Source organism: Shewanella insulae (assembly GCF_009831655.1).
Lineage (GTDB): Bacteria > Pseudomonadota > Gammaproteobacteria > Enterobacterales > Shewanellaceae > Shewanella > Shewanella insulae.
Genome location: NZ_WRPA01000007.1, coordinates 74,688 through 86,872 on the forward strand (window position 1 = coordinate 74,688; position 12,185 = coordinate 86,872).

Annotated in this window: 10 protein-coding genes; 6 read left to right on the forward strand and 4 right to left on the reverse strand. The window is 53.7% G+C overall.

The window, feature by feature from the left end; genetic code table 11:
* Positions 1-6: 6 nt before the first annotated feature.
* Positions 7-312 carry an ArsR/SmtB family transcription factor gene (locus GNT65_RS09495; protein WP_041509627.1) on the reverse strand — a complete coding sequence of 102 codons (306 nt, stop codon included), beginning with the start codon at positions 310-312 and terminating at the stop codon, positions 7-9.
* 272 nt (positions 313-584) lie between these two features.
* Between GNT65_RS09495 and hemG the strand changes: the two genes are divergently transcribed.
* Positions 585-1,118, forward strand: coding sequence for a menaquinone-dependent protoporphyrinogen IX dehydrogenase (hemG, locus tag GNT65_RS09500; RefSeq protein WP_160795595.1), 534 nt, complete (start codon positions 585-587; stop codon positions 1,116-1,118).
* A gap of 115 nt (positions 1,119-1,233) precedes the next feature.
* Complete coding sequence (locus GNT65_RS09505) at positions 1,234-1,773, forward strand: thioesterase family protein (RefSeq protein ID WP_160795597.1); 540 nt, start codon at positions 1,234-1,236, stop codon at positions 1,771-1,773.
* Here the strand turns inward: GNT65_RS09505 and GNT65_RS09510 are convergent.
* Together GNT65_RS09510 and GNT65_RS09515 are read right to left on the reverse strand one after the other, a co-directional pair.
* Complete coding sequence (locus GNT65_RS09510; protein WP_160795599.1) at positions 1,770-2,417, reverse strand: glutathione S-transferase family protein; 648 nt, start codon at positions 2,415-2,417, stop codon at positions 1,770-1,772. The genes GNT65_RS09505 and GNT65_RS09510 overlap by 4 nt on opposite strands.
* Positions 2,418-2,499: 82 nt before the next feature.
* On the reverse strand, positions 2,500-3,405 hold the full coding sequence (locus tag GNT65_RS09515; protein ID WP_160795601.1) for a LysR family transcriptional regulator: 906 nt from the start codon (positions 3,403-3,405) through the stop codon (positions 2,500-2,502).
* 214 nt (positions 3,406-3,619) lie between these two features.
* Here GNT65_RS09515 and GNT65_RS09520 point away from each other — a divergent pair, with 214 nt between their 5' ends.
* On the forward strand, positions 3,620-4,309 hold the full coding sequence (locus GNT65_RS09520) for a DNA-3-methyladenine glycosylase I (protein ID WP_160795603.1): 690 nt from the start codon (positions 3,620-3,622) through the stop codon (positions 4,307-4,309).
* A 253-nt stretch (positions 4,310-4,562) separates the two neighbouring features.
* Here the strand turns inward: GNT65_RS09520 and GNT65_RS09525 are convergent, their stop codons facing one another.
* Complete coding sequence (locus tag GNT65_RS09525; protein WP_420853514.1) at positions 4,563-5,309, reverse strand: TorF family putative porin; 747 nt, start codon at positions 5,307-5,309, stop codon at positions 4,563-4,565.
* Positions 5,310-5,742: 433 nt separating this feature from the next.
* Here GNT65_RS09525 and GNT65_RS09530 point away from each other — a divergent pair, with 433 nt between their 5' ends.
* The 3 genes from GNT65_RS09530 to GNT65_RS09540 all read left to right on the forward strand — a co-directional run bounded on the left by GNT65_RS09530 (position 5,743) and on the right by GNT65_RS09540 (position 12,128).
* Complete coding sequence (locus GNT65_RS09530; RefSeq protein ID WP_160795607.1) at positions 5,743-6,903, forward strand: efflux RND transporter periplasmic adaptor subunit; 1,161 nt, start codon at positions 5,743-5,745, stop codon at positions 6,901-6,903.
* 9 nt (positions 6,904-6,912) lie between these two features.
* Entirely contained in the window at positions 6,913-10,062 is a 3,150-nt protein-coding gene (locus GNT65_RS09535) for an efflux RND transporter permease subunit (protein ID WP_160795609.1), read from the forward strand.
* A 224-nt stretch (positions 10,063-10,286) separates the two neighbouring features.
* A complete protein-coding gene (locus GNT65_RS09540) occupies positions 10,287-12,128 on the forward strand; it encodes a M14 family metallopeptidase (protein WP_160795611.1) in 1,842 nt (613 codons plus the stop codon).
* Positions 12,129-12,185: the final 57 nt, after the last annotated feature.

The following is a 12,185-nucleotide window of genomic DNA, read 5'->3' on the forward strand; positions in this document are numbered from 1 at the left end:
CAGGAATTAGGCGCAGTAACGCTTGTAGAGAATCGAGATCACCTCGGTGACCTGTTCGTTCTTCAGTGTGTAGTAGACGATCTGTGAACTCTTACGGGTTGCCACCAGATCTTCGGCGCGTAGCACCGCGAGGTGTTGTGACAGTGCCGACTGGCTCAGAGGCACGTTTTCATTGAGCTGTGTCACGCTCAGTTCATTGTCGAGTAGTTGGCACAAGATCATCAGTCTATAGGGGTTAGCTATTGCCTTAAGCCACTTGGCTGCGCTCTGGGCATTGGTGACCATTGCATCTACATCAATATCTTTTTGCATACGGCAACTCTCTTGTACTCTGTTAATTAGATTATTCTAATTGAATGGGGAAGTGAAAGCAATGATACTCAGCCAGCCTGGGTTACTCAATGGGAGCCGACCTGTGTCCTTTTAGGATTGCTCATAATTTTGTAGTTATTTTACCCCGAGTTAAATATCCAATTGGTGGTGTATTTCACAAAAACCTTAACTAAATTGTGATCCAATTTGGGGTTTCTCCCGCGCTTTGCTGCAACAATGTGACTCTGTTTTCCGATATAGATGAGTCGCTTATGGCCTCAATACTGATTGTTTACTATTCTCGCGGTGGCCATACGGCCAAGATAGCCCAGGCGATGGCGGCGCACCTTAACAGTCAGGGACACAGCTGCGACGCCCTGCGCATTGGTGAGTTTGACCATGTCGATTGGGAAAAGTATGACTATGTCGCCGTGGGCGCCTGTGTGCTCTATGGCAGCTACCATAAGTCTGTGTTTGAATTTGTCACCCGCTACCAGACCGAGCTGGCGGCCAAGCCCAACAGCTTCTTCAGCGTCAACGTGGTGGCCCGTAATCCTGAGAAACGGATCCCAGAGAACAACAAATATCTGCAGAAGTTTATCGAGCTCTCGCCCTGGAAGCCGAAGGACGTCAAGGTGATTGCCGGTAAGGTGGACTACCCCTCCTGGCGTTGGTATGACAGATGGATGATTCAGCTGATCATGAAGATCACCGATGGCCCGACCGATCCTAAGGCGGTGATCGATTACACGGATTGGGAAGACGTTAAGGTATACGCCGAGCACCTGCTGACCCTCAAGAATTAGCCACGACTCTCGATTCATCGCGCCCTGGCAACAGCCCTTGTCTCGGCGCGATCTTGCTTGTCACCTGGTCAGACCTCTGGTAGCCTTTGCCCTTCATTTAAGGGAGCCAGGTGAGATGAACCTCTATTTTCGTTTGTTTTGGTTGATGTTTTGGCGGGTGCGCCATTGTCGTAGTATCGATTTTCTGGGTACGAGTAAGATCAGTTACCGCGCCTTGCCGATGGATTGCGACATTAACCTACATCTGACCAACTCACGTTATCCCGCCCTGATGGATCTGGCTCGCACCTATATGCTGGCCGAGATGGGGCTGCTGAAACGCTTCCTGAAACTCAAGTGGCTACCTATAGTCAACGCCGCCGAGTTTACCTATATCCGCGACATCAAACCGCTGCGTCGTTTCGACATCGAGAGCCGCCTGGTGGGCTGGGATGAGAAATATTTCTATATCGAGCAGCGCTTCGTCAGCGACGACACGCTCCATTGTATCGTGCATGTGCGTGGCGTGTTCGTGAATAACCGCAGACAGGTGCCGATTCCGGATATGCTAAAAGAGGCGGGCTTCGATGGCCCGGCACCGAGCTTGCCGCCGGAAGTCGAGAAGTGGAAAGCCTTCCTCACGCTGAAGAAAGAGCGTAATTTACCTACAAACTAAGGAATGGGGCGGAATCCTGCCTGCACCGCGGCGCGGGTGAGTTCTATCTCTTCTTGTACCTGGATCCAGGCGCCTCGGGTGTTGGCCTGATTCAGGTATCTGTCGATAGGATCTAACTGATAAAGCTTGAAGCGCTCCCTGGCATGAATAAGGCAAGGGATAAGGGCGCAATCTGCCATGGTAAAGGCATCGCCACAAAGCCAATGATGCTGTTTAAGTCTGTCATTAATCTCCTCCAGCAACAGCATGATCTCCTTCTCTAACTGCTTTTCTTTGACCGGATTCTCCTCTTCACGTGCGTCCATCTGCTCCAGCAGATAGAGAGGATTATTCAGGTCGTTATCAATGAGACGATCATACAGGCGTACCTGCAGGCGCTGAGAGTAATCCTGTGGCAGCAGCCGGGTGCCTGTGGCAAATTCGTGGTCTATGTAGTCGATGATGATGCTGGATTCGGGCAAGAGCTCGCCGGTGCGCGTCTTGAGTAAAGGTAACTTTCCTAAGGGATACTGCTGTTTAAATTCGTTGCGGGAAAAGGGATCGCTCAGCTCTATCACCCTGGGATAGAAGTTGGCTTGTTTCTCGTATAGGGCGATCAAAACTTTTTGGGAATATCGTGACAGGGGATGGTAAAACAGTTCCATCAAATGCACCTCCCGTTTGCCCAGAACCGATAAGCTAATCTTAGTCCTAAATGCGGCATCTGGCCTGCATTTTTAGCTTATGTTACGCCTTTATATCCTGTGTGAGACGTTCGGTCAGTAGATCGATCAGCGCCCTGACTCTTGGCGGGATCACCTCAAGGTAGGGATGTACCAGATAGAGGGCGCCACGCCCCAGGTGATAGTCGGGTAGCAGGTGTACCAGCTCTCCATTGGCAAGTTGCTGGCTTATCAAGGGGGAGGGCAGCAGGGCAACGCCCAGCCCCTGACAAACCAGGCTCAGGGTGCCCTGTAGGCTGCTGCAATTGATGAAGGGGGTGAGCTGTAGGCGGACGCGTTCACCCTCGCTATTCTCCAACTGCCAGTGTCTGGGGAGTCTGTTACCCGACAGGCCGATCCAGTGGTGGTGACTCAGGTTATCCGGGTGTAAGGGCGCACCATGGCGGGCGATGTAGTCTGGGCTGGCGACTAGTAGATCGTCTAAGCTGCCTAGCTTGGTCTCGCTGACGTTTGGCTGACTGGCTGGGCCTATCTGAATCGCTACATCTATCTGGTGATCGGTGAGATCCAGCTGTCTGTCCTGGATCACCAAAGAGAGGTGCACCTGAGGATAATGCTGATGAAAGGCCTTGATGATGGGGGCTATCACCCTATCTCCTAAGGCCTGGGGGACGGCGAGTGTGACACTTCCTTGCAGCTCCGCATTACTAGGTTGTAGCGAGGCCTCAGCTTGTTTGGCGAGTTTGAGAAGCTCCGCACAGTAGCGGTAAAAGGCTTGACCTTCCTGGGTGAGCGATAGGCTACGAGTGGTTCGGTTTAATAGTCGTGACTGACAACTATGTTCTAGCTTCTTGAGATGCTGACTCACCATAGAACGACTAATATTGAGAGATTCGGCGGCGCGTGTCAGGGAGCCTTGTTCGACCACACAGGCGAAGACTACCATACGATAGAGTTGTGATGCGTCCATAATTAACCTCACGGGCCTGAGGGCTCGATGACAATCATCTCTGGTTATTGTTTATTAATACTGTAAAAATAAACCAATATAGAGCTTATTTATTGTTCATGTTAACCAATAAGTCAAAGCCATATGGCTGATTGCGGATCTTGAGGTGGGTGATCTGAACCGATCGTAAGCGCGTAATCTGTATTCAACAATCCAGTAAGGAGCATCTAGAGCTATGGCACGATTAGAATCGTTCGACAGTATTTATCAGCGTGCCTATGAGCGCAAGGGCGGGGAACAGGGGTTGGCAACACGCCTGCCAGAGGTGCTGCCTGAGGCGAAGATAGCCCAATACTCGGATGCAGAGCTGTTGTCAGAGCTGAGTAAGAAGGTATTTCAATCTGGATTTGTGTGGCGCGTTGTCGATAACAAGTGGCCCGCCTATGAGGCTGCCTTCTTCAACTTCGAGCCACAAAAGGTCTTGATGTTGTCGCCGGAGCAGATACAGCAGAGGGCCGGTGACCCAGAGCTAATCCGTCATCTTAAGAAGACCATGGCGATATACGATAACGCCCTGATGGTGCATGACATTAGGGTTTCCCATGGTAGTTTTGCCAAGTTTATCGCCCAGTGGCCTAGTGAGAATATTGTGGGGCTCTGGGCCGAGTTGAAACGCCTGGGCAGCCGTCTGGGTGGTAATACCGGTCCCTATTTTCTGCGCAGTATAGGCAAAGATACCTTTCTGTTGACCGAGGATAATAAGGGATATTTTCAAGCCCATAAACTGATAGATGCCGGTTTTACCTCCAAGCGTGGCCTGACCCAGGTGCAGGCGGTATTCAATGAATGGCAGGCGCAGTCGGGCCGTTCGCTGGCGGAGATCAGCCGCATCCTCGCCTGCGGGGTGGGAGATAACAGGATATAACCCAAGTGCTCACCCCAGAGTATCGGGGATATTTTTGGCCCAGTACAAATCCCCTCTTTGTCCACTGACCTTCACGGATGAAGGAAATGCCATTTGATATCGGGAACATCAAAGGCCATGGACACCGGGGATAAGTATTCTGACCCCCATGGATGGGGGGAATGCCAAAAAATGTCGGGAACATTTTTGGCCATATACAAAAAAGCCAGCCCGAGGGCTGGCAAAGACGTGCAGAGATTGGAAACTGCTGTATTTAGAAACTCTTGCTGACGCCGATAACGACTCGGTCATCAAAAATCTTGGTCTGTGTACCGTATACCTTATGGCTCTCGTCCACTGTGCTGCCGTGATATCTGAGATCGAAACTCAGGCCGGCGAAAATCTTGCTTACTCCCAGGTTCCAGTGGCCCCAGCCCTCGGCGCCGTTACCGTCTAAATCCTGATAGCCGACGCTACCTGATAGATTAATGCCATTGTCGAACAGGTAGCTTGGATGGATGGCGTAGTTAACGCCTTGCCAGCCATCGACACCAAACCAGTCGTCGACGGTTGGCGTTACTTCCAGTTGAAAGTTGGCGCGGCCAAACTGTTTACCTACTTTTAGCCATAATTCCGTGTAATTAGAGTATGAGGCGCCTGGGTAGAGGTAGGAGAAGAGCATCACATCATAGGTGATGCCTGAGTCGCCGAAGGTGCCAGCCTTACCTATGTAGGGGGCGGTGACAATTTCCAGGTTAGGATCGGCGAACTTTATGTTGGAGGCATACACACCGCCGTACCAACCCTGATCGTTGCCCCATCCCAACGTGCCTTGCACGACGGGAACATCGCCATCCATGGTCTCTGATTCACCACGAAAGACATAATCTGAGGCAAAGGTCAGCTTGCCAGTGATGTTTCCACCTAAGACTTGGGTGTCTTGTGGTTCGGCCATGACGCCGCCTGCGATTAACAGGCTGCCAAGGAGTATCGAGCATTTTAACTGGGTTAAGGTCTTCATCATCTTCATCTCATCTAGCTGTTGTTTGGCTGATGAGGCGACTATAGGAACAAGTTGTGAATGGCCTTGTCGGCACAGATGAACTGATCAAATAAAGATATGAACAATTATGAATAGGCTTGATTTAACCCCATGTTTCATATGGTGTTAGTTTTCATCATGCCTAGACGACAGTGATCACATTTTAGACACAAAAAACGCTAAAATAGGGTGAAAACACGCAATCTTTAACTGTTTTTTAACAAGAAAACATGATTAAAAATAAAAATTTGCATTAACTTACAATATCTCCGTCCACAGCTTCTTGTTGACCTTGGCTAGGTGTGAGATAAATAGTTTCTAAATCTTTTTTTAATTTTGCTTCCTCAAGATACCCCATAGCGCCTTACCCGTGCATGGGTGTTTTTTGTTGCGGCTTTGATTAGGAGTTCTCATGCGGCAAATAGTAAAAATTGCCTCGTTAGTTAGTGTGGCGTTATGGATAACAGGTTGTGGCCAGGACGAGAACCAAGGTCATTCGGCAGCAGCCCCAAGAAGCATGGAAGTTGGGGTGGTTCAGGTTGCCGAACAACCCCAGGCTATTCAGGTTGAGCTACCGGGTCGCAGCAAGGCATATCTCGAGGCCGAGGTTCGTCCTCAGGTATCGGGTATCGTCACAGAGCGTGGCTTCGTCGAGGGGGGAGAGGTCACCGAAGGCCAGTCTCTGTACCAGATCGATTCGTCGACCTACAAGGCAGCGCTGGTCAGTGCCGAGGCCGATCTGGCCCGTGCCAATGCCAGCCTGGTGTCTGCCAAGGCCAAGGCCGCCAGATATAAGGCCTTGATTAAGACGGATGCCATCAGCCAACAGGATTTCGACGAGGCCGATGCCCTCTACAAAGAGGCGCTGGCTAACGTGACCGTGGCTAAGGCGGCGATCAATACCGCTAAGATCAACCTGGAATACACTCAGGTGAAGGCGCCTATCTCGGGCCGTATCGGTAAGTCTTCCGTGACCGCCGGTGCCCTGGTGACCGCGAATCAGAGCGCCGCACTGGCGACGATTCAACAGCTTGATCCCATCAACGTAGATATCGCCCAATCCAGCGCTCAGCTGCTGCGCCTCAAGGCCAAGCTAAAGCAGGGACAACTGCAGGCGGCAGATAACGCCGATGTGCGTCTGATCCTTGAAGACGGCACGGTATACGAGCATATGGGTTCTCTCAGATTCGCCGAGGTGAGCGTGGATGAGAACACTGGCTCGGTAACCCTAAGGGCCGAATTCCCTAACCCGGATGGTGTCTTGCTGCCTGGCATGTATGTGCGCGCGGTGTTGAATGCGGGCACAGATCCTAAGGCGATTCTGGTGCCTCAGAAGGCGGTTACTCGTAATACCAAGGGTCAGGCCGTCGCCATGGTGATAGGTGCCGAGAACAAGGTTGAGCCTAGAGTCGTGACCACTGCCGAGGTGATCGATCATCAGTGGCGCATCACCAGTGGCCTGAAGGCCGGCGATCAGCTGATTGTCGAGGGGTTACAGAAGATACGTCCGGGCGCCCCTGTGGTGGGTAAGCCACTTAGCGAGATGCAATCAGACAAGCAACAACAGAAGTAAGGTAAAGTTATGGCTCGTTTTTTCATCGATCGCCCTATCTTTGCCTGGGTGATTGCAATTATTGTTATGTTGGCCGGGGTGCTCTCTATCATGAAGCTTCCCGTGTCGCAGTACCCGAGTATTGCGCCGCCGACCGTGGTGATTAATGCCGTCTATCCAGGTGCGTCTGCCAAGACCATGGAAGACACAGTGACTCAGGTGATCGAGCAGCGCATGACGGGTATCGACCATCTGCGTTATATCTCTTCCACCAGTGACAGCTTCGGTAACGCGCAGATCACCCTGACGTTCAACGCCGAGGCCGATCCCGATATTGCCCAGGTTCAGGTGCAGAACAAGCTGCAGCTGGCGATGCCTCTGCTACCGCAAGAGGTGCAGGCTCAGGGGGTTAAGGTCAATAAATCCAGTTCGGGTTTCTTGATGGTATTGGGCTTCGTGTCTCAGGATGGTTCGCTGGATAAGAACGATATCTCCGACTATGTGGGCTCTAACATCTTAGACCCCATGAGTCGTGTATCCGGTGTGGGTGAGATCCAGCTGTTTGGCGCCCAGTATGCTATGCGTATCTGGCTAGACCCGCTTAAGCTGACCCAGTACAACCTTACCAGCTTGGACATCATGGCCTCGATTCGTGAGCAGAATGCTCAGGTATCAGCCGGTCAGTTGGGCGGTGCGCCCTCTGTCGCGGGTCAGGAACTCAACGCCACGGTAACGGCCCAGAGTCGCTTGCAGACCGCCGATGAGTTTAAGAAGATCATCATTAAGTCCGATCCGTCAGGCGCCAAGGTCTTTCTGGAAGATGTGGCTCGGGTCGAACTGGGTTCGGAAAGCTATTCGGTAGAGTCCTTCTATAACGGCCGTCCGGCAGCCGGTCTGGCGATCAAGCTGGCTACCGGCGCTAATGCCCTAGCAACCGCCGAACGCGTGCGTGAGAAGGTCGACGAGATGCAGCCCTTCTTCCCCCAAGGGCTGGAAGTGGTTTATCCCTATGACACCACCCCCTTCGTCGAGAAATCGATCGAGGGCGTAGTGCATACCCTGCTGGAAGCCGTGGTACTGGTGTTTGTCATCATGTATCTCTTCCTGCAGAACTTCCGTGCGACTCTGATCCCGACCATTGCGGTACCTGTGGTACTGCTGGGTACCTTCGCCATACTGTCGGCCACAGGTTTCTCGATTAACACGCTGACCATGTTCGCCATGGTTTTGGCCATCGGTCTGCTGGTGGATGACGCCATCGTTGTGGTGGAGAACGTCGAGCGTGTGATGTCCGAAGAAGGCTTGAGTCCGATTGAGGCCACCAAGAAGTCGATGGATCAGATCACCGGCGCCCTGGTGGGTATCGGTCTGACGCTGTCGGCGGTGTTCGTGCCTATGGCGTTTATGTCGGGTTCGACCGGTGTGATCTATCGTCAGTTCTCCGTGACTATCGTATCGGCCATGGCGCTCTCTGTGCTGGTGGCGATCATCCTGACACCGGCTCTGTGTGCCACCATGCTGAAACCGATTGCCAAGGGGCATCATGCGGTGGAAACCGGCTTCTTCGGTTGGTTTAACCGTAGCTTCGACAAGATGACCTCGCGTTACGAGGCCAGCGTGGCGGCGATGATCAAGCGTGCCGGTCGCGTCATGTTGATCTATGTGGCCCTGACGGTAGCCGTGGGTTGGATCTTCATGCGTATGCCGACCGCCTTCTTACCGGATGAAGACCAGGGTATCTTGTTTACCCAGGCTATTCTGCCGACCAACTCGACTCAAGAGAGTACCAAGAAGGTGATGAGCAAGATCTCCGACTTCTATCTCAACGAGACGGGTGACAGCGTTAAGTCGGTATTTAGCGTGTCTGGCTTCAGCTTCGCCGGTAGTGGTCAAAACATGGGTCTGGCCTTCGTGGGCATGAAAGACTGGTCTGAGCGTACTGGCCCGGGTCAAGACGTTAAGTCGGTCGCCGGACGTGCCATGGGCATGTTCATGCAGATGAAGGAGGCCTTCGTGTTTGCCTTCGTACCGCCAGCGGTGATCGAGTTGGGTACGGCAAACGGTTTCGATTTCTATCTACAAGACAGAAATGGTCAAGGTCATGAGAAGTTGCTCGAGGCCCGTAACATGCTGCTGGGCATGGCGTCGCAGAATCCTAACCTGGTGGGCGTGCGTCCAAACGGTCAGGAAGATGCGCCTATGTATCGCATCCATATCGACCACGCCAAGCTTCGCGCCCTGAGTATCGATATCGATGCGGTCAACAGCGTGCTGGGTACTGCCTGGGGGGGTAGCTATGTGAACGACTTCATCGACCGTGGTCGTGTGAAGAAGGTCTATGTGCAGGGCGATGCCCAGTACCGTATGCAGCCTGAAGATCTCGATACCTGGTATGTGCGTAACAGCCAGGGTGAGATGGTGCCGTTCTCGGCCTTTGCTACCGGAACCTGGGAATATGGTTCGCCGCGTCTGGAGCGTTTCAATGGTCTGCCTGCGATGAACATCCAGGGCGGTACGGCCCAAGGCTATAGTACGGGGGCGGCCATGGCCGACATCGAGGCTATGGTGGCCAAGCTACCGCCAGGATTCGGTGTCGAGTGGAACGGCCTGTCATACGAGGAACGTCTCTCGGGTAACCAGGCTCCGGCACTGTATGCCCTGTCTATCATGGTGGTCTTCCTGGTATTGGCGGCCCTGTATGAGAGCTGGTCTGTGCCGTTCGCGGTGATCTTGGTCGTTCCACTGGGGATCATCGGCGCCTTGCTGGCCATGAATGGTCGCGGCCTGCCGAACGACGTGTTCTTCCAGGTGGGTCTGTTGACTACCGTAGGTCTGGCGACCAAGAACGCCATCCTGATCGTCGAATTCGCCAAAGAGTTCTATGAGAAGGGTGCGGGTCTGGTGGAAGCGACCCTGCACGCGGTGCGTGTGCGTCTGCGTCCTATTTTGATGACCTCGCTGGCCTTCGGTCTGGGGGTTGTGCCACTGGCCATCAGCTCGGGCGTAGGCTCAGGCAGCCAGAACGCCATCGGTACCGGCGTGTTGGGCGGCATGATGAGTTCGACCTTCCTGGGGATCTTCTTTATCCCTATCTTCTTCGTGATCGTCGAGCGCATCTTCAGCAAGCGTGAGAAGAAGGGCGCCGCAGCTCAGGCTGCCGAGTCGACACCACAAGAATAGGCATTAGCTACTATGTCAAAAAGCCCGGTTTAAGCCGGGCTTTTTATTGCCTTAGGGGCTGTTGACCGTTCAGGTTTAATTTTTGTTCAATCTAAATGCGTTTTGCTCGAGGCACGTGTTGTGTCGCATAGTTATTCTGTGCAAATAGGTCCCTAACGTATTGCACTTGCTGGCTATTTGTTGAAAGATAATCGGCTAATAATAAGCCGTTAGGTAACTTAAAGATGTCCCTATATTCTCGCGCTACGCTCCTCTGTCTCGCCGCCTTCGGCGCTTCCGCCATGGCGACGACCAGCGGCCCTCAACAGGCCCAAGTCTCGTTACATAAGACTTATATCAATGATGCCATCTTGCCGCCGAGCATCACCTGGCACGGCGCCAGTGAAGCCTTGCTGCGCCCGGCAGATGATCCCTGGGCGACGCCCTTCGAGCAGGGCGGTCTCAAGTCCAGTCCCAGCTATGACGATACCTTAGCTTGGCTGGATAAGCTGCTGGCCACCAGCGACAAGCTGCACAAGGTTTCCTTGGGGAAGAGCCCTCAGGGGCGAGATATCTGGATGATAGTGGCGAGCCAGGAGGGCGCCGAGACACCAGAGGCCCTGCAGGACAATGGCAAGCCAACGCTCTTGGTGCAGGCGGGGATCCACTCGGGCGAGATAGATGGCAAGGATGCAGGCATGATGTTGCTGCGTGACATGGTCATGGGAGACAAGCAGGGGCTGCTAAAGGGCGCTAATCTACTCTTCGTGCCTATCTTCAGCGTCGATGCCCACGAGCGCAGCGGCCAGTTTAACCGGGTCAACCAGAGGGGCCCGGTGGAGATGGGCTGGCGCACCACGGCCAACAACCTCAACCTTAACCGCGACTATGCTAAAGCCGATACCCTGGAAATGCAGCATATGTTGGCGGCGATTAACCGCTGGCAGCCGGATCTCTATATCGACGTGCATGTCACCGACGGCATAGATTATCAGTATGATGTCACCTTCGGCTATAACCTAGCCCAGGGGCTGAGCCCCGCCAGCTATCGCTGGCTCAACGACAAGTATCGTCCCAAAATCGAGCAGGCGCTCAGCGCCCAGGGACATGTGCCCGGCCCCCTGGTGTTCGCCATCGACAATCGCGACCTGAGCCAGGGGCTCTCTCTGTGGAACGCCAGCCCGCGTTACTCAAACGGTTATGGCGATGCCCGCCATCTGCCTACCATACTGATCGAGAATCACAGCCTCAAGCCCTTCAAGCAGCGGGTGCTCGGCACCTATGTGATGCTGGCCTCGACTCTGGAGGTGTTGGGTGAGCAGGGCACGGCGCTGCGCAGCGCCATCAAGCAGGACAGCTACCGTTATAGCGATCGCATTACGTTGACCTGGGAGTCCGAGACCCAGCCTAAGGGGTGGGACTTCAAGGGGATAGACTATCGCTTGGAGCAGAGCCCCATCAGCGGCGAGACAGTAGTGCGCTGGACCGGCGAGCCCAAGCTGTACGAGAACCTGCCCGTGAAGGGTAAGACACGTGCCGACATCAAGGTGAATCGCCCCAAGGCTTACTATATTCCGCCCCAGTGGCAGGCAGTGATCGAGCGCCTGAGTATTCACGGTATCCGCATGACGCGCCTGGAGCATGCAAAGACACTTACCCTGACTCAGTATCGATTCGGCGAGCCGGCCTTTGATGCCAAGGATTACGAGGGGCGTCAGCGGGTATCTGCCCCAGTGTCGAGTCATAAGGCTAAGGTGGAGCTGCCGGCGGGGACTGTGAAGATCAGCACCCAGCAGCCCCTGGGCGATCTGGCTATCCTCTTGCTGGAGCCGCAGTCACCCGACTCGCTGCTGCAGTGGGGCTTCTTTAATCCCATCTTTACCCGCACCGAATATATCGAGCACTACGCGGTGGAGCCGCTGGCGGCCAAGATGCTCAAGGAGGACGCGGCCCTGGCCACCGAGTTTGAGGCGGCGCTCAAGGACCCTGAATTTGCCAAGGATGCCGAGGCGAGGCTGCGCTGGTTCTACGAGCGTAGCTCCTACTTTGATGAGCAGTACAGGGTCTATCCCGTATTGAGAGATTAAACAGAAAAAAGCAGGCCAAGGCCTGCTTTTTTATATCAGTCTGTTTATACGAGGGGA